Here is a 24,201-nt window from a genome sequence, read left to right on the forward strand (position 1 = left end):
TTTAGAATTAATCAGCATATTAGCCATAAGTTTTGGCCAAAATTGACCATTGCTAAACCACTCACCTGGACTATTCTTCAATAATATTGAGATAAAACCTGTTGAGTATCGGTGGTTCATATGGCAGAAGTCACACAATCAGCCTCACTGGCAAGTATTGCAGCCTATTTAAAGCTCACCCATGAGTGTGATGAACAACAAGCCATGGTCGAAGCCAGAGAGGTGATGCAAAATTTGGTCGCTATGCGGCAAAAAGGCTTTATTACAGGCTGGTATTTTGATGCTCACGGCCATTTAGAATTATTACCTAGTGATGCAATCATGAAACGAATTGAGCCGATAAAATAATACGCTTGCCCTTCTTGGCATAGTATTGCTTTACTCCGTCACAGAAACCACCAAGCTGAATCAGTATCCTATTTTCTATGTATTAATGAGAAAATGGACTTCAAGTGACAACTTCTAGTTGTACATGCTAATCATCAAGAATAAGCAGGTATTTGATCCTATGACGAATACTGCAGTTATTTCCCGCTATAGTATCCCCTATGATTCGCCTCTAAGTAAGCTTAATCCCCAAATAAGGTCACGGCCTTGCTAACATCTCTATGCATTTGCTTAAGGGGTTGTCTTACATGATCACTTTCTCATCTCAAGTTGCTAGCATGTCATGCTTCAGCGCTGAGCCAATCAATTCATGAATACGAAAACCGACCGAGTTTACATTGCAAGTGTGCTATCCATATGTCAGTTGATAAATGGGTCATTTTCCACCCATTCAAACAAATTTAACCGGCGAGATCCGCCCCATTCTCAATGGCACTTAACTTCACGCCAAAATGCAACCTGTTGAGATCTTTGTATTTACCAATAAATAACATTTGTGGCCTACTCCTTGCCTATACTTCCTTATTAAGTTCGTCAGTAAACTCAACCTCTATGGCCTATAAAGCCAAAAGGATTAATAACATAAGGGAAAATAGCATGAGTATATCTAACACCTTTTTCACCCGACACTCACTTAAGCAACTGCTTAAATTGACCTCTGTAGTGACCCTATTAAGCGCCAGTCTGTCGGTATCTGCTACCCCAGTAGAGATTAAATTCTCTCACGTGGTTGCCGAGAACACGCCGAAAGGCCAAATGGCCCTTAAGTTTAAAGCCTTAGTTGAAGAGCGACTCCCTGGCGAGTATCAGGTTAACGTATTTCCAAATTCACAGCTGTTTGGTGACAATAACGAATTGTCAGCATTACTGCTTAATGATGTGCAATTTGTCGCACCGTCACTATCGAAATTTGAACGTTACACCAAGAAGCTGCAAATTTTTGATTTACCCTTCCTGTTTCAAGATATGGATGCGGTTAACCGTTTTCAGCAAAGTGAATCTGGACAAAAATTATTAAACTCGATGAAGCGCAAAGGCCTTGTCGGGCTTGGTTACCTTCACAATGGCATGAAACAGTTTTCCGCCAGTAGCCCACTGATCTTGCCCGAAGATGCTAGTGGCAAAAAGTTTCGTATTATGGCATCTGACGTTTTAGCCGCCCAATTTCAAGCTGTAAATGCGATACCGGTGAAAAAACCCTTCTCTGAAGTATTCACGCTACTGCAAACACGTGCTATCGATGGCCAAGAGAATACTTGGTCGAATATTTACTCAAAGAAATTTTTCGAGGTACAAAGCCATATCACCGAGAGTAATCATGGCGTTTTAGATTATATGGTCGTGACTTCAGATACCTTCTGGAAATCACTTCCAGGAGATAAGCGTAAAGTGATCAAAGCCGCCTTAGATGAAGCCGTTGCCTATGGTAACGAAATTGCTGCTGCTAAAGTCGATAAAGATAAACAAGCCATTATCGACTCAAAGCGCTCAGAAATCACCTATTTAACCCCAGAGCAACGTGCCGCATGGGTCAGCGCGATGAAACCCGTTTGGGCACAGTTTGAAAATAAAATTGGTAAAGATCTTATCGAAGCCGCTGTTGCTTCAAACAAATAATAACGATAACGATTAGCTAACATTAATAGGAAAGTATTGAGGCCTAGCTAACGGCTTACGGCCTCTTTCCTATTTAAGGAGCAACAGAGATGATATCTCGTTTATTTTCATATTTTGAAGAAGGTATGCTCAATGCATTAATCACCGCCATGACAGTGCTGGTGTTCGCCGAAGTGATTGCGCGCTTTTTCTTTAACACAGGTTTTCTGTGGATTCAGGAGCTAACACTCACCCTGTGTGGCTGGTTTGTGCTATTTGGTATGTCATATGGCGTGAAAGTCGGCGCTCACATCGGCGTCGATGCTTTTGTCAAAAAACTGCCCAAAAAAGGCCGTAAAGTCACCGCCATTATTGCCGTCATTGTCTGCTTAGTTTACTGCGCCATGTTTTTACAAGGTAGCTGGGATTACCTTGTAAAAATGTACCAAGTGGGCGTCCCGATGGAAGATATCGACTTGCCGCACTTTTTAGTCAACCAGCTTGACCCTGATAATGCTTGGGAATATTTACGCATCGATGTTGAAGAGCCCGCGATGCCGCTGTGGATGTCACAAAGTATCTTATTAATTGGTTTTTCATTACTCACATGGCGCTTTATCGAATTAGCTATCGCCATTTTACAAAATAAAACCGACGGTTTTAGGTTTGCTGATGAAGCCAAGGAAAGCATGCATCTTGCTGAAAATAATAATGATAAGCCTGATGTTGGCACTAAGGGAGATAAATAATGACCATTGCCATTCTATTTATTAGCCTATTTCTGTGTATGCTCATCGGTATGCCTATCGCTATTGCGTTAGGTTTTTCCAGCATGCTCACCATCTTATTGTTTTCTGATGACTCACTGGCCTCTATCGCCCTAAAACTGTATGAGTCGACCTCTGAGCACTATACCCTGCTGGCAATCCCCTTTTTTATTCTTTCCTCAGCCTTTTTATCCACCGGTGGTGTGGCACGGCGGATCATCGACTTTGCCATGGACAGCGTCGGGCATATTCGTGGCGGATTAGCCATGGCCTCTGTCATGGCCTGCATGCTCTTTGCGGCTGTCTCTGGCTCATCGCCTGCTACAGTGGCCGCCATTGGCTCTATCGTCATCGTGGGCATGGTGCGCGCGGGTTATCCTGAAAAATTTGCCGCCGGCGTTATTACCACCTCCGGGACATTAGGCATCTTGATCCCTCCTTCTATCGTCATGCTAGTTTACGCCGCCGCCACCGAAGTGTCGGCGGCCAGAATGTTTATGGCGGGCTTGATACCGGGCTTGATGATGGGGCTTTTATTAATGCTGGCGATTTATGTGGTCGCGCGTATCAAAAAGCTGCCTTCACGTCCCTTTCCGGGAATTAAGGTGTTAGCGCTTTCCAGTGCCAAAGCCATGGGCGGCCTAGCGCTGATTTTTATTGTTTTAGGTTCTATCTATGGTGGGGTAGCCAGCCCGACTGAAGCCGCGGCGGTGGCCTGTGTTTACGCCTATTTTATTGCTGTATTTGGCTATCGCGATATCGGGCCACTGAAAAATGTCAGCTGGCGTGACCGCGGCGAGTCCCTTATAAAGGCCTGTGCACGTAATATCGGCTTTATCTTGCTTGCCGTGCTTAAAACCCCGGTGGACAAAGAGATCCGCAACGTGGTCAGAGATGGCGCTAAAGTCAGTATTATGCTGTTGTTTATCATCGCTAACGCGATGTTATTTGCCCACGTGCTCACCACGGAGCGCATCCCGCACCTGATTGCCGAAACCATAGTTGGCATGGGGCTTCCCGTATGGGGTTTCCTCATCATAGTCAACTTGTTGCTACTGGCCGCCGGTAACTTTATGGAGCCCTCGGCAATTTTGCTCATCATGGCGCCGATTTTATTCCCAATCGCAACGCAGTTGGGCATTGACCCTATCCATTTAGGCATCATTATGGTGGTCAATATGGAGATTGGTATGCTCACCCCGCCGGTGGGGCTCAACTTGTTTGTGACCGCAGGGATCACTGGGCGCAGCATGGGATGGGTGATTCAATCCTGTTTGCCTTGGTTGGTGTTACTGCTGTTTTTCTTAGCGCTGATCACTTACGTTCCACAGATCTCGTTATTCCTGCCTGAATATATCGATAAGTTAAATGGTTATTAAATAACTTGATTTTACTTAACAATTGAGTGAGTCTGGCAAAGGTAATTTCCCTTGCCAGACTCACTATTGCTGATGCGGACATGCATTTTATGTCAATGAAAATAAAAACAAAAAAATACCTCAGCGTCACTTTGATTATCGCATTAGGCCTAGTACTGGTGTTGAATATCGCCTATTGGTCTCATCTAGATCACGGCTACCAACAAACTCAACGTCAATCTGGCGCTCAAATGAAAGAGTTGGTCAGTTTTCTAGCGGGTGCCCTATCTCGCTATCAAAGCATTCCTCACGTACTCTCTAAAAATCCATTATTAGTCAATGCACTGCAACAACAAGATGACACAGCAACTCTCACCGCGTTAAATCAGTATTTACAAGAGATCCAGAGCATCACCGAAGCGCTCGATATCTATCTGGTTAATGCCAATGGTGATGCCATTGCCGCCAGTAATTGGCAACAAAGTTACTCGTTTATCGGACAGAACTTTGCCTTTCGCCCCTATTTCCAACAGGCGATAAAGGGCCAACTAGGGCGTTATTTTGCCGTGGGCACCAGCTCCAATAAACGCGGCTATTACTTCTCTTACCCCATCTACGCTAGCGGACAACGTCAGTCAACAGAGCAAGTGCAACCAGAAATTCTTGGTGTGATAGTGGTAAAGGTCGATGTTACCGAGATAGAGCAGCACGGTACCGGTATGGCCAGAGCCAGCAATTATGAATTTGCCATTAGCGATCCCGATGACATCATCTTTATCTCAAGCGTGCCACAATGGCGCCTCGCCGCTTTCAATCCGGTAACGCCCGAGCGGCAACGGCAGATTAAGCAATCACGCCGCTATGCCGATAGAACCATCCACGAGTTAGCCATTGAGCCGCCATACACAGATTCAGCGGATGAGCGTTACCCTATCTACCGTATTAACCACAGCAATAACAACACCATTGACTACATGGACAACAAAACAGTAATGGCAGAGGCTGGTTGGAAATTGCATATCCTAGCCCCAATGGCACCAACCTATCAGGCTATGCCCCCTTTATTACTGCTTTATGGCGCCTTATACCTGCTTATTGCCCTAGCCTTGCTGTACGCCGTTGAGCGACGTAAAAACAGCCAACGAATGCGTCACGCACACGAACAGTTAGAGCAAAGAGTACAAGAGCGTACTCAGGCTTTAGAGAGCAGCCATAGACAACTCAAAGAGACTCAAGATGAGTTAATCCAAGCCGCTAAGCTCACCGTGATAGGCAGTTTATCGGCGAGTATCAATCATGAGATCAATCAGCCCTTGGCCGCTATCCGCAGCTACGCCCAGAATACCCAAACCTTACTTGCCAGAGCAAAGTGGGAAGATGTGGGGCGTAATATCATCACTATCATAGAGTTAACCGATAGGCTGGCCGCTATCGTGTCGCAATTTAAAAGCTTCACCCGAAAAAGTGCTGGCAATGAGAAAGCCACCAACGTAGCCCAGTGCATCAACGATGCCTTAACCATTATTCAGCCAGAAGTCGATAAACAGGGGGTTGAGCTGCAACTTAATGTCGCCGATAACCAGACCCATATTTGGTGCGATCCTATCCGGCTACAGCAGGTACTGGTGAATTTAATGAGCAATGCGATTAAAGCCATGCAACACAGTTCACCTAAACAGTTGATTATCGGCGTAATGGTGACGGATAGAGTCAACATTAGCATCGAAGATAGTGGTTCTGGGATTGAAGAGAGCCAAATGAAAAAAATCTTCGACCCCTATTACACTAATTCTCGCCATGGGCTCGGACTTGGTTTGTCTATTTCACGGCGGATCATCGAAACCATGCAAGGGCAAATAAACGTGGCTAACCGCATCGAAGGCGGCGCCATTTTTAACATTACCTTGGCCACATATACACTAGGAACGCCATGATGCTAACCGATGAACTGACACAGTACGACATTATTATTGTCGATGATGAACCCCTGATCGGCTGCGCATTGGTCCAGTTATTTGAGCTGGAATCTTATCGAGCCCTCGCCCTTGCCGAACCACAACAGCTAATGAATGCCTTGCCTCCAAACTGGCCTGGGGTGGTGATCTCCGACGTAAACATGCCACATATCGACGGCCTAACACTGATGGCGAACCTCTTAAGCCAAGATAAGGACATACCTATTATCTTACTCACGGGGCACGGTGATATCGCCATGGCGGTGCAGGCGCTAAAACAGGGGGCATACGACTTTATTGAAAAGCCGTTTAATAACGAACATATGCTCGACATTGCTAAACGCGCCCTTGAAAAACGCAGCCTAACACTGGAAAATCGCAGCCTTAAAAAAGAGCTCGAATCACACAGTACACCAGGGCCACGTATACTGGGTCACAGCCCAGGCATAAAACAGATGCGCCATATTATCGAGCAAGTGCTCGACATGCCCGCCGACATCTTAATTGAGGGGGAGACGGGCACAGGCAAGGAGCTAGTGGCGCGCTACTTACACGATCATAGTGTCCGCAGCGCCGCCAATTTTGTCGCCATCAATTGCGGCGCGATCCCTGAAACCATTATCGAAAGTGAACTATTTGGCGCAGAGGCCGGTGCCTTTACCGGCGCCGACAAAACCCGCATAGGTAAGTTCGAATACGCTAACGGTGGCACCCTGTTTCTCGATGAGATAGAGAGCACTCCACTGGCCTTACAAGTAAAACTACTGCGCGTGCTTGAAGATAGAAAAGTAGAACGACTGGGGTCAAACAAGAGTATTACCTTAGATATTCGCATCATTGCCGCGACTAAGGTGGACCTTAAATCCCTGTGCGATACTGGCGAGTTTCGCCAAGACCTCTTGTATCGCCTCAACCTTGTCACCATACCTATCCCTGCGCTGCGTGAACGCCGGGAAGATATTCCGCTGTTATTTTTACACTTTGCTCGTGTCGCATCGGCGCGTTACCACAAAGCGCTTATTCCACTATCGACAGAAAATACCGCTCAGCTGATCTCTCATGATTGGCCGGGTAATGTCAGGGAGTTAAGAAACCTTGCCGAACGCTATGTCCTGCTTGGCGGCGAAGCGGCCTTTGCCACATCGATGACCCCAAGCCATCAACTCAATGCCAATATGTCATTGCAGCAACGGGTAGAATTTTTTGAGCGTCTGCTGATTGAGGAGGCGCTCAATGTCAATAAAGGCAGTATCAAACTGACCATGCAGCAGCTCGAATTACCGCGCAAAACCCTATATGACAAGATGCAAAAATTTGGTCTCAATCGTAAAACCTTTATTCAATAAGGCATTGGCAGTCACTGTAGATAAACCGCCGAGGTATTTCCCCTAGCCTGCCACATCAATCAAAGATGCGGGGGCGCGCCGCTGGGCGCGTGCCAAATACAATACCAACACGGCCACCAGCGATAGCACCACTAAACTGCCGCCCACTACACCATTCCAGCCCCAATGCTGCCAAAAAGGTAATAGATAAGGGCCACCTATCGCCGCACCAAGATAGTAACTGCACAGATACAAGGCTGTGGCTTTTGCTCTATGCTGCTGCGCGCGCTGGGCCACCCAGGCATTACAGACACTATGAAAAGTGAAAAAACCAAAACTGGATAAGATAAAGCCAACCACAATCGCCTCACTACTATCGACTAAGGTCACCATGCTTCCCAGACACATCATTAATGTCGACAACACAAATAAGGGTTGGCGGCCTAATTTATTCACCCACTTAGCGGAGCGAAACGAGGCATAAGTGCCACTCAAATAGCAGAGGAAAATCAAGGTCACCTCAAAACGCCCCCAATTGAAGGGGGCTTGCATCAGGTGCAGCTGAATATAACTAAATTGATTGACCATCACCATAAAGGCCATGGCACCCAGTAGATACAATTTAATCATGGTGCTATCGCTAAGGTGTAGCCAAAATCCTTGGGCGTCGCTGCGCTGAAAACGTAATTTAATCTCACCACGCTCGGCGCGAATTTTATCGCGATTAGGCAATAGCCCTATCACGACTAAGGTGCCAAGGGCGGTAATGCTTATCAGTAATAACATCGACTGCTGCCAATTAAGGTATTGGGTCATGACACCGCCGAGTAATCGCCCAGCAATACCGCCCAAACTGTTGGCCGCAATGTAAACCGCTCCCGCTTTCAGTAAAACCGACTTATCGAGCATGTCTTTGAAATAGGCCATCGAAATGGCGGGCACCGCCGCCAATAGCGCCCCTTGGATCAAGCGCAGTGCAATCAAATCACTAAACTCTGTCACGAATAGCAACATGACATCGGCAAGTACTAGCAGCCCTAAACTCCACAACAGTGGCTTTCTGCGACCAATTTTGTCCGACAAGGTGGCATAAAACAGCAATGAAAAGGCTAACGAGAAGCTGGTCACCGACAGCAGTAATGTGGCGTGCGCGGGTAATACCTGAAAACTGCTGGCAATGAGTGGCAGCATGCCTTGCACCAAATATAAATTGATATACACAACCACAGAGGCTAAGGACAGCCCCCATATTAACCGGGTTTGCAGTTGTTGTTGACTCATGGATGACGCGCTTCTCTATTGTCTCGATAGACACAGGCTAGCATTAGCCCTAACATAACAAAAATAGATTATTTTGATTGCGTTCATATTATTTTATTATGGACAAGTCTGAGCTCAGGCGGTTTAATTCCAAGAGTGCTTAGATTCACACTTAGATTCAAAAGTGCTTTGGTATTCAAAGATTCTAGTTCTACTGACCAAGATCCAAGTGACCTTTAATAATGAGCCAAGCTATAACGACCCTAGCGATAACAACAATAGTAGCTAACCAACTCAAGCGAGCGATGATGTGGATATCAAACAGCTTAAACATTTCGATGCCTTAGCCACCAGAGGCAGTTTTACCTTAGCGGCAAAACAACTCAATATTGCCCAGCCGGCACTGAGTCAAAGCATTAAACGATTGGAAACCGATTTAGGTGTCACCTTAATTAATCGTAATAAACATTATCGTGGCCAAGATGGCAGTCGTTTGACCCTCACCGCCGAGGGTAACGCCCTGCATCAGCACGCTTGCCTGATCATCAAACAACTTAAACAGGCTGAGGCACACATCAAATCGATGGCGAACCTGACTAAGGGAGAAGTGCGCATTGCGGTGCCCGGCATGCTGGGCTCTTACTATTTACCCTCGCGCTTAATGGCCTTTCGCCATCGTTACCCCGATTTGAAACTGTCATTATTTGAGGGCGGTACCCGCGACAGTTTGCGCATGCTGCAAAATGAAGAGGTCGATATTGCCATCATCACAGGCCAAGATCTGCAGGCCAACTTCGACAGTCACCTACTGCTGAGAGAACAAATGGTGGTCGCCTTAGGTGAAGATCACCCACTGGCAGAACAAAACAGCATCAATCTTACGCAGTTTTTTCAACATGAATTGGTGATGTTCAAACCCGGTTACTTTCATCGAGAGTGGATGCTGTCTCAAGCCACAGAGCTAGGATTAGAGGCCAACATTGCCTTTGAAACCAACTTGATCAACTTGATTAAACAGGTGGTGGCACAAGGCTATGCCATCACGAGTGTGCTAGAGATGGTGATAGAACCGCGGGATAATATTTTGGCGCGGCCCTTTTCACCGGCGGTCTACTTAGATTTACATATTGCTTGGAACAAAGAGCGCCCCGTCGGCCTTGCTGACCGTGCCTTTGTCGATTTTCTGATGTCTAATCGTTAACTGAGCGATTTTGCGAGTCCCGATGCCTTCCTCCTAAGCCAAAAATAGCCTTGAAGCTTACGATGCATCGGCTTGCTGCTCTGGAGAGGCCTGAATAAACGCATCAAGTTGCAGGCAATTGTCATAAATGCGCTCAATATGCGGATAAGCACTCAATGCAACGTTAAAGCGCTTGGCGTTATATACCTGAGGGATTAAACACAGATCCGCCAAGGTAACAGTATCGCCAAAACAGTAACGCCCAGCATAAGTTGCCAATTGGGTTTCAAGCGCGCTAAAACCGCTATGGATCCAATGGTGATACCAGGCCGATTTGGCCGCTTCATCAAGTCCCGCTGGGCCACTTAAATATTGCAACACTCTAAGATTATTAAGCGGGTGGATTTCACAGGCGATAGCCAGTGCCATGGCGCGCACTATGGCCTTATCTTTCACATCATGGGGTAAGAGGGGTGGCTCAGGATAAACCTCATCGAGGTATTCAATTATTGCCAGCGATTGTGATAACGCCAGCTCATCATCGCCCTCAATTAAGGTTGGCACTAACTCCTGAGGATTCAATGCGGCGTAATCGGCTTGATGTTGCTCACCGCCCGCTTTAACTAAATGTATCGATTGATGCTCAACATCGACACCTTTTATATTCAGTGCAATACGCACGCGATAAGCGGCGCTCGAGCGCCAATAACCTAATAATTTCATGCTCCACTCCCTAAGCCGATAAACCCTGACGATAACAACGGGGCGCATTGCTGTCGCCCCGTATTACACGTCAAATCAATTTACCCTTGGTATTTGACTACCTGCTGATCGATAGCACCAAATATCGATTGCTCATGCTCATCGAGCATTTCAATACGCACTCTGTCGCCAAAATGCATAAACTCGGTCGATGGCTTACCATCGGCAATGGTTTCTAACATACGGGTTTCTGCTAGGCAGCTCGAGCCGGCGCTGCGATCATAATTAGAGATAGTACCAGAGCCAATGATCGCCCCAGCCCCTAAGGGACGTGTCTTGGTAAAATGAGCAATCAACTGACTAAAATTGAACGTCATATCCACACCACAATTAGGGCGGCCAAAGAGTTGGTTATTGAGATGGGTGATTAAGGGCAAATGTACCTTGGAATCTTGCCACTTATCGCCAAGCTCATCAGGGGTAACCGCCACAGGTGAGAAACTGCTTGAGGGTTTCGATTGAAAAAAGCCAAAGCCTTTAGCCAATTCAGCCGGAATTAAATTACGCAGTGAGACATCGTTCACCAACATAATCAGCTTGATGTGCTTTGCGGCAGCATTGACATCGACTCCCATAGGCACATCGTCGGTAATAATCGCCACTTCCGATTCAAAATCGATACCCCACTCTTCGCTTGCAAGCTCAATATCGGCCTTAGGTGCTATAAAGCTGTCTGAGCCACCTTGATACACTAAGGGATCGGTCCAAAAGCTTTCTGGCATCTCGGCGCCGCGGGCTTTGCGCACTAATTCCACATGGTTAACATAGGCACTGGCATCGGCCCATTGATAGGCGCGAGGCAGGGGCGACAGACATTTGGCTTCATCAAAATCGATAGCATTATCAAGCATGCCACTGTTGAGCGCTTCATATAGTTCTTGCAACTGAGGCTGCAGTAAGTCCCAAGCATCAAGCAGTTGCTGCAGGGTATGTGCGATGGCTGGCACGGCAACGGTTTTGGTTAAATCCTTACTCACCAGCATTAACTGGCCGTCACGGCGGCCATTGTTGTAACTCGCTAACTTCATAGCTACTCCTCAATATTCTTATTGGCGATGGCACCGCACTGGCCGCGCATCGTTTTCTGGCGTACTTAATTATTCGGTATGGGCATACAAATACCCTAAGCCCACTCAGATAGAAATAGCGTGAGCTAAATCACACTAAAACAGCCCTGATTGGTTGTTGTAAACCCAGCGTTACAATCGGTGTCACTGTCGCTGAAAGCATACATTGACATAACATAACCATAGTTTGACAAATTTAAAGCATAGATTGACATAAAAATAGTTTTTGTAATTTTTTTGCAAAAAAACACTCTATTTTTATCAATAGGTTAAGATAACTTTAAAGCATAGTTTGACAAGTTTTAAAGTGATTGTACGCTAAATGCACTATACTTTTATTTGATAAACTAAAATAATCAAGGAACGATTATAATGTTTAAGACATTTTTATTACTAATTGTAATATCCATACCTTTATCAACTTACGCTGAAGAAGCTTTTTTCTGTAAAGAATGTACCTCACCCGAAAATGCGAAATCTATCGCTAAATTAAAATATGCGCCAAAATTACAATGTAACTCAAGCGACCCCTTCTCGCCACCAACACCTGATGACGCAATTTGTGGTTCAGTAGCTAGGAATATTATTTTAGTTAATCCAGAAACAAAGAATATTTATTCTTATCGCGTTGGCCATAGCAATCAAGCTCCTCGTTATCCAGTTATGGCTTGGGATAGAACATTATCAAATCAAGATATTTCTGGCTACTCAATGGTTGCAGAGTATTTAGCTACTTATGAAAATGGAATTCAGATTGCAACTAGTAATGCCTATATCTCAAAATCAAATACGAGTTATATTGCTTCTCGTTCAGGTACGACTACATGCCCAACAGACACGGCATTGAGCACTTTGGTAAACCCTAATGAGATGTCTAACTTAGAAGATTTAATGACTTTGAGCATTATGTTTGGTATGGAAACCTCACCAGGTTACGGTGTAATGGATAAATTGGAGTCAAGTTCAATTTCAAATACGGGAGCAGGGATAACAATTAATCGTATTAATTATAATGTTGCTTGGAGTGATACAACTAAGAAACCTATTATTACCTGGCCTTTTGCTAATAGCGAAGAATTGAGTTCAATAAAAGATTATTTACTTTTTAATATTGAAAATTTAGCCAGGGATCATAATAACGTACCTATTTTGAAATTCTCTCTAAGTGATGAGTCGAGAGTAGCTGGAGTAAAACTATCTCATTTACGAGGTAAACATGGGCCTTTAACAATTACGAATCCTTGTGTCCTTGATAGGTTAGAAGAGTTGAATGGCACTGGCCAGTTTAGAAATGCTGGGGGTATTGAAGTCCAGTTTAACGGAAGTACCACTCCGGCTGGCGGGAGTATTGAAACCTGTACTTGGTATTTCTATCAAAGTGGAAGGTTATTATATATATTTAACTCTGCTGGTAGTGGTTGTTCTTGAGTTCTGTAGTTTACGTCGCCTAGTCAACTTTAATCTTTAGGCTTGTTTACTAGGGGCTGTTGATCTTTGTTCGAATTTTGTCCGAAGAAGGTAATCTCGTATAATTTACTTCGCCAAAAACAAACTTAACGAGATTACCATGCCCCGATTAATGCTCACTGATGAGATTTGGTCGAAGCTAAAAACTATTCTGCTTGAAGATAGAGTTTATAACAAGCGTGAGCATAGAAATACGATGGTGGGGAATATGAAGATTACTTAGGTAAACGAAAACGGGCAAAGGAAGGTAGAAATTCTTGGTTCGAACCGGTCTTAGCTGCAATATATAGGGTGCTGGGTAACAAAATACGCCTTAGTGGAGGCTTGAGCCGTATGCAGTGAAAGTTGCATGTACAGTTCTTAGGAGGGCGGTACTTGGTAACAAGTGCCGCCTATCCGACAGTAACAAACTAGCCCCCTAAAATTGTGTGTGATAACCAAGCGATTATGTCGTAATAAAAGTACAAGTCATAATTACAGAGCATTAGAGCTCATCTCGATATGTCAGCTTATGGTTATATTTTATGTCAGGTTATGGTTATATATTATAGCTAAGTGATTGAAAGCTGGAAGCTGCCTATGTCAGGTTATGCTTCCAGCGACAGTCACACTTGCATGACAGACTCCCGTCTTAACTGCCTTTGGGTTTACTGATCTTATATTCGCGTAGTTTATTGGCGATAGCGGTATGGGACATACCCAGCTTTTTAGCCAATTGGCGCGTACTGGGGTAAGCCGGATAAAGGCGCCTCAAGATATTAGCCTCAAACTGTTTCATGGCATCATCTAAGCTGCCTTCAAACTCATGATCAAAATAGCCAAAACCTTCCGCATAAGAGGGCAATTTAAGCTGCTCTACCGTTAACTCGGCCGATCCGTCCCACATAGACACTGCGCGGAAAATCGCATTCTTTAGTTGACGCACATTGCCCGGCCACGCATAACTGAGCAGGTGCTCACGACACGGCGCCGAGATGCGGCGAATGGGAATAGATAACTGCTGACTATAATGCTCTAAAAACATCTCGGTGAGCGGGATCACATCCACCTTACGATCGCGCAGGTTCGGCAGATGAAAACTCAGCACATGAATTCGATAATAGAGATCTTCGCGAAATTCACCGCTCTGACACAGTTCGGCAAGGTTTTTCTGGGTCGAGCAGATAATACGCACATCGGAGCGTACCTCTACATCACCGCCCACGCGTCTGAAAGTGCCATCTTGCAGTAGGCGCAGCAACTTCACCTGCGCCGCCTTAGACATTTCGGCCACTTCATCTAAAAAAACCGTGCCGCCCTTGGCTTCTTCAAAAAAGCCGCGCTTGACCACTTCGCCGCCACTGACATAACCAAACAGCTCCTCTTCGGCGGCACTGTCAGGCATAGCCGCACAGTTAATGGCAATAAAAGGATGTTCGCGGCGCATACTGGCATCGTGACAGGCGCGCGCCATTAACTCTTTCCCCGTGCCGGTTTCACCAGTGATCAACAAAGGAGCATCCAGCTGCGCCATCCTTCTGGCTTGTACCAACACCTCTTTCATTTTATCGCTGACCGCCAGCACGTTTTCAAAGCCCGCGGTCTGGTTTTGCAGCGCATTAAATTGCTTACCTAAACGGGCCGGAGACTTGAGTGATACCACGGCGCCTGCAAGAATGCTTTTATCCTGCTCATCGGGCAGATAAATCGGCAGCATCTCGGCCAAGTATTCACTTTGACCTATGTTGACCCGCGTCGCCTGCGCAAGCACCTGTGGCTCGCTAAGCCAACGGGAAAAATTAAACCCTTGTACCCAATGGTTAAGAGACTCGTCGACGACCTCATGCTCGCCCATGTTCAGGGTCATTAATGCCGACTCATTAACGATACGGATGCGCCCTTTTACATCGAGAGAGAACACCGAATCGGGCAGGGTTTTAAGCAGAGTTTTAAGCGCGTAATGTTCTTGTTCTGACGGCATAAAGGAGACAGTTCGCACATCGCTGACCCCTTCAACCTTGCGGATTAACGGCAGTAATTCGCTGAGCACATCAAACTTCACCTCAGCAAATTGGAGATAGAGAAACCCTTGATTGCTGGCGTCAATGGCAAACAGGTTAATCCCATAACCCTCTAACACCACCAAAATATCTTTTGCTAGACCCACACGGTCAATACAACTTACCGCTAAGCGCATACTATTATCGTCCCTTTGTTGTTCTTATTACTGCATTATTGGGAATATCCTTTGCAACCGCCCCACATCACCCTGGTAAAATAAGGGCGGCGATACCGGTGCCGATAAAACGCCTATACGTTAGAATGTTCTGCGATAAGTGGCAAGACTTGTTTACAGCGGAAAATGAACTCATCAAATAAAACAGCGCTATAAAAAACTTATAACGCTGATTCCCAATAATTTTTAACTTAATCCAGCAACTGGTCTGTCTTGGCAGCCATAATGAAATCGTTACGATGCAACCCCTTAATGGAATGTGACCACCAGGTTACAGTTACCTTGCCCCACTCGGTTAAGATCCCCGGGTGATGAAACTCAGATTCGGCAAGCTCGCCCACCCTATTGGTAAAGGCCAGTGCCAACTTAAAGTTTTTAAACTTATACACACGCTCCAACTGCATAATACCGTCACGCACCTGCACGCTCCAATCAGGGATCATCTTGAGTAACTCTCTCAGCTCGGCCTCGCTCACCTTAGGGGCATCGGCCTGACAGGCTTCACACTTCATTTGTGCTAATTCAGACATATATCATCCTTAAATCTTGATAGTAGGGTTAATCCACAGCCTAGCTGACGTTAGCTTTGGGCTCAAATAACGGCGCATGTAAACCGAGTTGGCGCGCCTGATTGACCGCCGACATCACATCCATCTTCACAATTTCATCGAGATAGTCTATTGATTCAATGGTGTAATATATCGGCTGCATAATATCGATACGGTACGGTGTTCTCAATATATCAATGAGATCGAAAGGCTTTACCAACGGCTTTTCGCTCATGGCGTACAAGGTTTCCCCTGGCGAACTTAAAATCCCGCCACCATAAATTTTAAGCTGGTGATCCGCTTGCCTAATTAAGCCAAACTCCACCGTAAACCAATATAAACGTGCCAGAAAGACCCGCTCCTCTTTCGAGGCAGCCAAGCCTAACTTGCCGTATTGATGAGAGAAACGAGCAAACGAGGGGTTGGTTAATAGTGGGCAGTGGCCAAAAATCTCATGAAAGATATCGGGTTCTTGCAGGTAATCAAACTCCTCTTTAGAGCGAATAAAGGTCGCCACAGGAAACGCTTGATTAGCCAGCAACTGAAAAAACCGCTCGAAAGAGATTAATGCAGGCACCGCCGCGGTTTTCCAGCCTGTCGTGCGACTCAAGACAGTATCTATTTCACTCAATTGCGGAATTCGCTCACTGGGTAAAGCCAGTTCATTGAGTCCATTTAAATAGGCATCGCACGCATATCGCGGCACATTGTCTTGCTGACGTTGATACAAGGCTTGCCATGTTTCATGCTCGCAAGAGGTATAATCGATATGACCGTGACGGTCGGGATACTTGGCTTGATATGCTGTCGCTTTGCTCATGATAAATACAACCCTTAACTGCGCTTGCCTCCATAGTTGACGAAAACCGATGATTTGTTAACTGGATCACACTTTAAAATTCCCCAATACCCGAGCCACTTTTGTAACCTAAAATTTACAACACGGCGAGTCTGTACATTAAAACCACAGATTTTCAATAAGCTAAGAGATGTAACGAAATCGGCGCATTAGCGTCATAAAATGGCAATAATTGCCTTTTTACTGCAGTTTAAAATGGCTTTTCGAAGGTTTTTTATTAGAATAAGGCCAATCTCGCCCCACATCTAGGAATAGGATGAAACAGCACAAAGTCCGTAAGGCAGTGATCCCCGTGGCAGGTCTTGGTACCCGCATGCTTCCAGCCACCAAAGCTATCCCCAAAGAGATGTTGCCAGTGGTCGACAGGCCGTTGATACAGTATGTCGTTAACGAAGCGATTGCCGCCGGCATTAATGAAATTGTGCTGGTCACCCATGCCAGTAAAAACTCGATTGAGAACCACTTTGACTCCAGCTTTGAGCTAGAAGCCCAGCTTGAACGCCGGGTAAAGAGACAATTATTAGCTGAAGTGCAGGCTATTTGCCCTGCGGGGGTAACTGTGATCAGTGTGCGTCAGTCTCAAGCAAAGGGGCTGGGGCACGCGATTCTCTGCGCACAAAAAGTGGTAGGAGATGAGCCTTTTGCCGTGCTGCTGCCCGATGTGATCATCGATGAATTTAGCTGCGATGTACGCCGTGATAACCTCGCTGACATGGTTAACTTGTTTGACGACACCGAAACCGGACAAATCATGGTCGAGGGCGTACCGGCCCACTGCGTCGACCAATACGGTATCGCCGATGTCAATGGCCACGCCTTAACCCCAGGCCAATCTGAACCCATCAACGCCTTGGTTGAGAAACCCGATGTGACAGAGGCGCCGTCAAACCTAGCCGTGGTCGGCCGCTATATTCTGCCACGCGAGATCTGGCCATTACTGTCGAAAACACCTGCTGGCGCTGGCGATGAGATCCAACTCACTGATGCCATAGCGATGCTGATGGAAAAACAAACCGTTAATGCCTATTACATGAAAGGTAAAAGCCACGATTGCGGCAACAAACAGGGCTATATGCAAGCGTGTGTCGAACATGCGCTGCGCCACCGAGAAATAGGCCCAGAGTTTACTCAATACCTCAAGACACTGGTTGCCGCATTACCACAGGACAATGATCAATGACCATTTTAGTAACGGGCGGCGCAGGCTATATTGGCAGCCATACGCTAGTTGAATTACTCAATGATAATCAAGATGTTGTCGTTATCGATAATTTATCTAACGCGAGCGTCGAGGCCTTAGCACGCGTCGAGCGTATTACCCAAAAGCAGATCACCTTTTATCAAGGCGATGTGCTCAACAAAGCCTTTTTACACAAAGTCTTTACCGATCACCAAATTACTGCAGTAATCCATTTTGCAGGGCTAAAAGCGGTCGGAGAATCGGTCGCGCAACCACTGCGTTACTATGAAAACAATGTCACCGGCACCTTAGTGTTGTGTGAAGTGATGGCCGATTTTAATGTTAAAAAATTAGTCTTTAGCTCATCGGCAACCGTTTATGGCGACCCCGCTTCACTGCCGATCACCGAAGACTTTCCGACAGGTGCAACCAACCCTTATGGTCAATCTAAACTGATGGTTGAACATATCTTAAGCGATCTGTATCACTCTGATCCTAGCTGGAATATTGCACGCTTGCGTTACTTCAATCCGGTTGGCGCCCACGCTAGCGGACTAATAGGGGAAGACCCTAACGATATCCCCAATAATTTAATGCCCTTTATCGCTCAGGTTGCCGTGGGTAAGCGGGCATTTTTGAGTGTATTTGGCGATGATTATGACACCCATGATGGCACCGGTGTGCGTGACTATATTCATGTCGTCGACTTAGCTCTAGGCCATTTGAAAGCGCTAGAGAAACTCAATAGCGGCTGCGGCTTAGTCACCTATAACTTAGGCACAGGCCAAGGTTATAGCGTATTGGACATGGTTAAGGCCTTTGAAAAAGCCTGCGGCCACAGTATCCCATATCAAATATCGCCGCGTCGACCCGGCGACATTGCCGCCTGTTACGCCGATCCCATCAAGGCGCAAACCGCACTCAACTGGCAAGCGATGCATAGCATCGAAGATATGGCCAACAGCAGCTGGCACTGGCAATCAAACAACCCTAATGGTTACCATGACTAGCCGGGCTATCATTAAAGCCAGCTCAGATTGTTGAGCGCCTAAGTGCTCAACAATCTCAGGTATAGGAGCCTAACAGCATGAATAACACCATGGATCAAAGCCGACGCAGGCTGTTTAACCGCCGTGCTCAACAGGCAATACGCCCGCCATGGAGCCGCACCGATATTGAATTTACCGATATCTGTACGCGCTGCAATCTGTGTATTGAGGCGTGCGAAACGGCGATTATATTTCGCGGTGACGGCGGCTTTCCTGAAGTGAATTTTAGTCAGGCTGAGTGCACCTTTTGCACCAAATGCGTGAGTGCCTGCAAAGAGCCTCTCTTTAACGACCCCCAGCAAGAGCCTTGGCAACTGCGCGCCGTAATAGATAACAGCTGCCTGGCACTCAGTGGCATCTGGTGCCAAGCCTGCAAAGATGCCTGTGATGCACGCGCAATTACCTTTACCCCAGCCATTGGCTGCGCTCCGCAACCTGCCATCATGCTTGATAGCTGCACAGGCTGCGGTGCATGTGTCTCGCCCTGCCCTAGCCAGTCGATATCCATCACCTCTAAAGAGCCCCGCTAGCTTGCCAAAAAACTGACACTCTGCGCCAAATATTAGTGGTTTTACTCGTGGGGTTTTACGGGTACTATCAAGCCAGAATCGTAACAATAGTGACCATTATGTTTAAACGAAAAAACAGTAACACTGGCCTGACTTTTATTGCACAAGGCACCAAAGTTTGCGGTGAAAGCCACTTTACAGGTGAAGCTCTGATCGGTGGAGAACTGCACGGCAAAGTCAGCGCACAGGATAAAATTACGATCGAAGCCGACGGTTATATTAATGGCGAGCTACAGTGCAAGGAGTTAAAGGTCTCCGGCCTGTTTAAGGGTAAACTTAAGTGCGAAAAGCTTAACATCACCAGTACGGGGACTGTGGAAGGCGAGATAGCGTGTAACTCGATGGAGATTTTTTCCGGCGGCCAGTTCATCGGTGTCCGGGTTAGAGAAGAGATAGCCTTACTATCCAATGAGCAGATGCAACCCCAAGCACCTGTCGAGCACAACAGTCATCATGGCGAGCCAGAGCTGGTTAACTAACGGCTTTAAACGTTATCATCAAGGCGCCAAATGTGCTTTACGGCGCCGAGCCTTGACGCTCGATGATACCATCGGGGCTAACACTTAAGCTATGGCTGCGTAACCAGCATGCGTTGTTTATAATCCCTTATTAAAACTAAAAAATCGCGCGGTTCTCTGTCTAAACAATCCACAGGAATATAAACATGATAGCCAAACTGGCTATTGAGCTGCTCACATCGACGTGAAAACATCGCCTGCACGCCTTTATAGGCTTTACCCTCTAGGGTTAACGGCGAAAACTCAGAATTAAGATAACGTTCTAAATCGGCCAGCTCGCCATCTAAGGTCAACGATGACATTAATAATGGCCGCTGCTCTGTTAGTAATCCCGTTGCTAAACGTATCGGAATATCATCGATAAGTGGCGATAAGCGTTTTAATTTAACCCCAATATAGGGCAACTCTTGATTACCAAAGCCTTGAACGTTTCGTGGCATATCTAAACGCTGAATATTGTCCCACTCCAAATAGATGCTGCCACGATGGTGATGATAGACCAAACCTTGTGGGCGCAGTTCGACACTCACCTCTGGCTGCAGTAATTTCGCCATCCCAAGCACAGTAAAAATGGCGCCAAACACAAAACAGGCGAGCCCCAGCCCCATTAACGAACTCGATACAATAAACATCACTATGGCGCCCACTAACGCGATAGTGCCTATCAAAGTAAAACTCCAGCCATTGCGTTTCGATACCGCACGAATAACGATTGATTCTTGCACCTATTGCTCTCACTACCATTCAGTGTGCCATCGAGGCAACAAACTGAAAATTAAAACGATTTATCACAGCCACTGTTATGGCTGCCCATATTACTGCCAGTAAACAATTGCCAAGCCCCTGCAAAGCTCAATAACCTAAATGTCATCTGCAACAGCAAATTTAATCTTAAGCCACAACAACCCCAGATATTCATGAATAGCCCGCTGAGAAATCAGCAGATTTTTGGCATCAAACTGCCAGACATAACCTCGACGAGCAATAAAATTTGCGGGTGCCGGCTGTGGCTGAGTCCCCGCTTGGGTAAAAATCTGCATCGCCCGCGGTAAATGGGTCGCGGAGGTCACCAAGCGAAATGGCACATTGCCAATCTCCCACTGAAGATGCCGCGCCTCTTCGAGCGTGTCTTTAGCCAGCGGCAAACGAATAATACGTGCAGCATCAACCCCAAGTTCAATCGCCGCCTGCGCCATTACTTGGGCTTGCGCTACCTCATCGCCTCCCCTCCAACCGCTTACGACCAACTGACAATTGGGGCCTAATGTTAATTGACGCACCCCTTCGGTTAAACGGGCCAAGGCGGTGGCAGACAACTGTTGAGTCGCGCTGGCATTAATGGTTGAATCATGGGCACTGCCAAGCACCATCACCACGCAGCCTGCCCCCATGGCTTGATTATTCACCGCATATTGCGACTCAAGCGATGAAGCCATCCAATAGCTGCCCCACTGACTGCTGCAAAATAACAGCAGTAAGCACGCACTTACCATTAAGGACTTAACCAGTTTACGCCGCCTTAATATCATAATCGCAATAAGCAACAGGATGAGGGTTAACGGCACTGGCATCAGCAGCTGCGAGATGATTTTTTTTATCCAGAACATGGCTATCCTTGCCTCTCAATATTAGCGTCGCGCAAGTTTAACCGAAGCGATGTGCAATACCAAACGCTAGCGTGGTTTATTGACACTCACTTATCACCAAAGCCAAGCGGCGCCGCGCACACCTGATGAACAACCATATAAATTTTGCACCACTGTCGTGCGGCATTCGCCGCCTAATACATAGCGAGGTAATAAGTCCGGCAGCCGAGGATAGATGGCACTGACATTGGACATGCCTCCGCCTAACACTATGATATCTGGATCAAGAATATTGATCACATGGGCCAAACTGCGGGCAAGCCTGTCGATATAGCGCTCAAAACAGGCCTGGGCCTGCGCATCACCTTGGCTGACTAACGCCATCACCTCAACAGCGCTAGACACGCTACCTTGCTGATGAGGAGCTAGGCTATGGTTATAGTCACGCACAAAACCAGTGCCTGATATAAAGGTTTCGATACAATCTTTGTTTCCGCAAAAACACGCGGTGGAATTAAATTCATCTGCCGTCATCCAAGGCAAAGGATTATGACCCCACTCGCCGCCGATGCCATTACCGCCGCCATGGATCTTGCCATTGATGGCAATACCAGCACCACACCCGGTGCCAATAATCACCCCAAAGACCATCACCTTCCCCGCGGCCGCACCATCGATTGCCTCTGAAATGGCAAAGCAGTTGGCATCATTAGCCACCCGCACCTCACGCCCTAAGCGCTCACTTAGGTCAAGGTCTAACGGCTGGCCGTTGATCCAAGTCGAATTGGCATTTTTAACTAAGCCTGAAAAAGGAGAAATAACCCCAGGGATCCCGACCCCAACCGTGGCCGTTTGCCCCAGTTGCGCCTCTGCCTCATTGACTAACGACACAATGGTATTGAGGGTAGCGACATAGTTAGCAGGCGTAGCCACTCGCTTTCGAAATTGCTCCATGCCCTGCTCATTTAAGGCCACCAGCTCAATTTTAGTGCCGCCTAAATCAACCCCGATCCGCAACATGTTTACACTCCACTGGATAACTTGATGGATCAGTTTATCTGCCAATGTTTAGCAGTGGCAATAAAATAGGGATTTAATATTGTCTCTTTTTGGTTATAAGCCAAGGGCAAACCCGTAGCATGATTGATCACCGCGCCGCCCGCGCTTTCAAGCACCGCCTGAGCCGCTGCGGTGTCCCACTCGCTGGTTAACCCTAAACGGGGATAGATCTCTGCTGCGCCCTCGGCTAACATGCAAAATTTCAATGAACTACCGATACTTAACAAGGTATGTGGCCCAAGCGAGGCGAGATAATCCGCCAGCCCGGGGCTCACATGCGAGCGGCTTCCCACCACCCGAGGCACCTTGGGCACAGGTGGTACCTGCGATGCTAAATCAACCAGCTCGCCGCCCTGAGACAACCAAGCGCCAAGGCCTTTGGCGCCGTAATAGCACTTTGCTAATGCCGGGGCATAGACCACTCCCGCCACGGCTTGATGATGGTCGATAAAGGCGATGTTGACGGTAAATTCACCATTTCGCTTAATAAACTCTTTAGTGCCATCGAGCGGGTCAATCAACCAGTATTGCGACCATTGGCGACGCGTGGCCCATGGGATATCGGCAGCCTCTTCCGACATCACAGGAATATTGGGAGTTAATTTAGCAAGCGCATCGACAATCACATGGTGGCTCGCCATATCGGCCGCCGTCACTGGGCTGTCATCTGATTTTGCCGCGACGGCAAACGTCTCTTGCGCGTAAATCGCCATAATCGCCTCGCCAGCCTGCTCGGCAATGGCGACAATCTGGGGTAACCAAGTGGGATTAAAGGGTGTCGTCAAGCTGCTCTACCTCTGTTGTGGCACGAAAAAGATGAGTGTGCCATACAATTTGCCGTGTCTAACCTGCACTGATGATCTGTTGTGCGATTAAGTAATCAATCACTTGCTGAGCACATTGCTGCACATTGTGGAGCGCGGTATCGAGACGAAGATGAGGTGAACTGGGCGCCTCATAAGCCGAGTCAATACCGGTAAAGTGTTTAATCTCGCCGGCGCGTGCCAGCTTGTATAGCCCTTTGGGATCGCGCCGCTCACAGACCTCAAGCGGAGTATCAACAAACACCTCAATAAATTGCTTGTCGTTAAGTAAACCGCGCACCATGGCTCTGTCAGCACGAAAGGGCGAGATAAATGCCGTCGACACGACTAAGCCCGCATCGACAAACAGCTTAGCGACTTCACCAATGCGACGGATATTTTCAACTCTGTCGCTATCAGCAAAGCCTAAATCACCATTGAGACCGTGGCGAACATTATCACCGTCAAGCACATAGGTACTGGCGCCTCGCTCATGCAGCATCTTATCGACCGCATTGGCCAGCGTTGATTTACCTGAGCCACTGAGGCCTGTAAACCATAATACCGCGGCCTGATGCCCCTTGGCCGCCACGCGATCTTGATGCGACACGCTAGCCTGATGCCATACCACATCGGTGGATTTATCTTCACTCTGTAGGGTTTTATAGGGTGACATCGACTTTCCTTTATA

At 46.9% G+C, this 24,201-nt stretch carries 23 protein-coding genes and 1 pseudogene; 13 read left to right on the forward strand and 11 right to left on the reverse strand.

What is annotated here, in order from left to right; translation table 11 throughout:
* Nucleotides 1-120: 120 nt before the first annotated feature.
* The 6 genes from DN599_RS03750 to DN599_RS03775 all read left to right on the forward strand — a co-directional run bounded on the left by DN599_RS03750 (nucleotide 121) and on the right by DN599_RS03775 (nucleotide 7,409).
* Nucleotides 121-348, forward strand: coding sequence for a hypothetical protein (locus DN599_RS03750; protein WP_110456281.1), 228 nt, complete (start codon nucleotides 121-123; stop codon nucleotides 346-348).
* 636 nt (nucleotides 349-984) lie between these two features.
* Complete coding sequence (locus DN599_RS03755; protein ID WP_110456282.1) at nucleotides 985-2,004, forward strand: TRAP transporter substrate-binding protein; 1,020 nt, start codon at nucleotides 985-987, stop codon at nucleotides 2,002-2,004.
* An 89-nt stretch (nucleotides 2,005-2,093) separates the two neighbouring features.
* A complete protein-coding gene (locus DN599_RS03760; RefSeq protein ID WP_110456283.1) occupies nucleotides 2,094-2,732 on the forward strand; it encodes a TRAP transporter small permease in 639 nt (212 codons plus the stop codon).
* Nucleotides 2,732-4,129: a TRAP transporter large permease gene (locus DN599_RS03765; protein WP_110456284.1), complete on the forward strand. Its 1,398-nt coding sequence runs from the start codon at nucleotides 2,732-2,734 to the stop codon at nucleotides 4,127-4,129. The genes DN599_RS03760 and DN599_RS03765 overlap by 1 nt, the downstream gene beginning before the upstream one ends.
* An 89-nt stretch (nucleotides 4,130-4,218) precedes the next feature.
* Complete coding sequence (locus DN599_RS03770) at nucleotides 4,219-6,042, forward strand: ATP-binding protein (RefSeq protein ID WP_420820844.1); 1,824 nt, start codon at nucleotides 4,219-4,221, stop codon at nucleotides 6,040-6,042.
* On the forward strand, nucleotides 6,039-7,409 hold the full coding sequence (locus DN599_RS03775; protein ID WP_110456286.1) for a sigma-54-dependent transcriptional regulator: 1,371 nt from the start codon (nucleotides 6,039-6,041) through the stop codon (nucleotides 7,407-7,409). The genes DN599_RS03770 and DN599_RS03775 overlap by 4 nt, the downstream gene beginning before the upstream one ends.
* A 42-nt stretch (nucleotides 7,410-7,451) precedes the next feature.
* Here DN599_RS03775 and DN599_RS03780 read toward each other — a convergent pair whose 3' ends face one another.
* Nucleotides 7,452-8,669, reverse strand: a complete 1,218-nt coding sequence (locus DN599_RS03780; protein ID WP_110456287.1) for an MFS transporter — start codon at nucleotides 8,667-8,669, stop codon at nucleotides 7,452-7,454.
* A 289-nt stretch (nucleotides 8,670-8,958) separates the two neighbouring features.
* Here DN599_RS03780 and DN599_RS03785 point away from each other — a divergent pair, with 289 nt between their 5' ends.
* The gene (locus DN599_RS03785; RefSeq protein ID WP_110456288.1) at nucleotides 8,959-9,849 is read left to right on the forward strand and encodes a LysR family transcriptional regulator; all 891 of its coding nucleotides are present in this window, start codon (nucleotides 8,959-8,961) and stop codon (nucleotides 9,847-9,849) included.
* Between the two features lie 57 nt (nucleotides 9,850-9,906).
* Here the strand turns inward: DN599_RS03785 and maiA are convergent, their stop codons facing one another.
* Nucleotides 9,907-10,551 (reverse strand): maleylacetoacetate isomerase, encoded by a 645-nt coding sequence (gene maiA / locus DN599_RS03790; RefSeq protein ID WP_110456289.1) that lies wholly within the window; start codon nucleotides 10,549-10,551, stop codon nucleotides 9,907-9,909.
* 80 nt (nucleotides 10,552-10,631) lie between these two features.
* Nucleotides 10,632-11,618: a fumarylacetoacetate hydrolase family protein gene (locus DN599_RS03795; RefSeq protein WP_110456290.1), complete on the reverse strand. Its 987-nt coding sequence runs from the start codon at nucleotides 11,616-11,618 to the stop codon at nucleotides 10,632-10,634.
* A gap of 411 nt (nucleotides 11,619-12,029) precedes the next feature.
* On the opposite strand from DN599_RS03795, the gene DN599_RS03800 reads away from it, so the two are divergent.
* Both DN599_RS03800 and DN599_RS18830 read left to right on the forward strand, forming a co-directional pair.
* Nucleotides 12,030-13,085: a hypothetical protein gene (locus tag DN599_RS03800; RefSeq protein ID WP_110456291.1), complete on the forward strand. Its 1,056-nt coding sequence runs from the start codon at nucleotides 12,030-12,032 to the stop codon at nucleotides 13,083-13,085.
* A gap of 139 nt (nucleotides 13,086-13,224) precedes the next feature.
* A pseudogene (locus tag DN599_RS18830) lies at nucleotides 13,225-13,329 on the forward strand (IS5 family transposase); the annotation flags it as partial.
* Between the two features lie 426 nt (nucleotides 13,330-13,755).
* Here the strand turns inward: DN599_RS18830 and tyrR are convergent.
* The 3 genes from tyrR to phhA all read right to left on the reverse strand — a co-directional run bounded on the left by tyrR (nucleotide 13,756) and on the right by phhA (nucleotide 16,707).
* A complete protein-coding gene (gene tyrR / locus DN599_RS03805; protein WP_110456292.1) occupies nucleotides 13,756-15,300 on the reverse strand; it encodes a transcriptional regulator TyrR in 1,545 nt (514 codons plus the stop codon).
* Between the two features lie 230 nt (nucleotides 15,301-15,530).
* Nucleotides 15,531-15,869: a 4a-hydroxytetrahydrobiopterin dehydratase gene (locus DN599_RS03810; RefSeq protein WP_110456293.1), complete on the reverse strand. Its 339-nt coding sequence runs from the start codon at nucleotides 15,867-15,869 to the stop codon at nucleotides 15,531-15,533.
* A 40-nt stretch (nucleotides 15,870-15,909) separates the two neighbouring features.
* Complete coding sequence (phhA, locus tag DN599_RS03815; RefSeq protein ID WP_110456294.1) at nucleotides 15,910-16,707, reverse strand: phenylalanine 4-monooxygenase; 798 nt, start codon at nucleotides 16,705-16,707, stop codon at nucleotides 15,910-15,912.
* A 295-nt stretch (nucleotides 16,708-17,002) separates the two neighbouring features.
* Here phhA and galU point away from each other — a divergent pair, with 295 nt between their 5' ends.
* The 4 genes from galU to DN599_RS03835 all read left to right on the forward strand — a co-directional run bounded on the left by galU (nucleotide 17,003) and on the right by DN599_RS03835 (nucleotide 20,023).
* The gene (galU, locus tag DN599_RS03820; protein ID WP_110456295.1) at nucleotides 17,003-17,926 is read left to right on the forward strand and encodes a UTP--glucose-1-phosphate uridylyltransferase GalU; all 924 of its coding nucleotides are present in this window, start codon (nucleotides 17,003-17,005) and stop codon (nucleotides 17,924-17,926) included.
* Nucleotides 17,923-18,936 (forward strand): UDP-glucose 4-epimerase GalE, encoded by a 1,014-nt coding sequence (gene galE / locus DN599_RS03825; protein WP_110456296.1) that lies wholly within the window; start codon nucleotides 17,923-17,925, stop codon nucleotides 18,934-18,936. Before galU ends, galE begins: the two co-directional genes overlap by 4 nt.
* A gap of 77 nt (nucleotides 18,937-19,013) precedes the next feature.
* Nucleotides 19,014-19,505 (forward strand): ferredoxin-type protein NapF, encoded by a 492-nt coding sequence (gene napF, locus DN599_RS03830; protein ID WP_110456297.1) that lies wholly within the window; start codon nucleotides 19,014-19,016, stop codon nucleotides 19,503-19,505.
* A 98-nt stretch (nucleotides 19,506-19,603) separates the two neighbouring features.
* Nucleotides 19,604-20,023: a bactofilin family protein gene (locus tag DN599_RS03835; RefSeq protein ID WP_110456298.1), complete on the forward strand. Its 420-nt coding sequence runs from the start codon at nucleotides 19,604-19,606 to the stop codon at nucleotides 20,021-20,023.
* An 89-nt stretch (nucleotides 20,024-20,112) separates the two neighbouring features.
* On the opposite strand, the gene DN599_RS03840 is transcribed toward DN599_RS03835, so the two are convergent.
* From DN599_RS03840 to cysC, 5 genes are all read right to left on the reverse strand, one after another.
* On the reverse strand, nucleotides 20,113-20,787 hold the full coding sequence (locus DN599_RS03840) for a DUF2982 domain-containing protein (RefSeq protein WP_239473215.1): 675 nt from the start codon (nucleotides 20,785-20,787) through the stop codon (nucleotides 20,113-20,115).
* Nucleotides 20,788-20,922: 135 nt separating this feature from the next.
* Nucleotides 20,923-21,669, reverse strand: coding sequence for an ElyC/SanA/YdcF family protein (locus DN599_RS03845; protein ID WP_110456299.1), 747 nt, complete (start codon nucleotides 21,667-21,669; stop codon nucleotides 20,923-20,925).
* Between the two features lie 93 nt (nucleotides 21,670-21,762).
* Nucleotides 21,763-22,668 carry a fructokinase gene (gene mak, locus DN599_RS03850; protein ID WP_110456300.1) on the reverse strand — a complete coding sequence of 302 codons (906 nt, stop codon included), beginning with the start codon at nucleotides 22,666-22,668 and terminating at the stop codon, nucleotides 21,763-21,765.
* A 29-nt stretch (nucleotides 22,669-22,697) separates the two neighbouring features.
* A complete protein-coding gene (gene cysQ, locus DN599_RS03855; protein ID WP_110456301.1) occupies nucleotides 22,698-23,492 on the reverse strand; it encodes a 3'(2'),5'-bisphosphate nucleotidase CysQ in 795 nt (264 codons plus the stop codon).
* A 58-nt stretch (nucleotides 23,493-23,550) separates the two neighbouring features.
* Nucleotides 23,551-24,186, reverse strand: coding sequence for an adenylyl-sulfate kinase (gene cysC / locus DN599_RS03860; RefSeq protein WP_110456302.1), 636 nt, complete (start codon nucleotides 24,184-24,186; stop codon nucleotides 23,551-23,553).
* Nucleotides 24,187-24,201: the final 15 nt, after the last annotated feature.

This window comes from Shewanella algidipiscicola (assembly GCF_900380485.1).
Lineage (GTDB): Bacteria > Pseudomonadota > Gammaproteobacteria > Enterobacterales > Shewanellaceae > Shewanella > Shewanella algidipiscicola.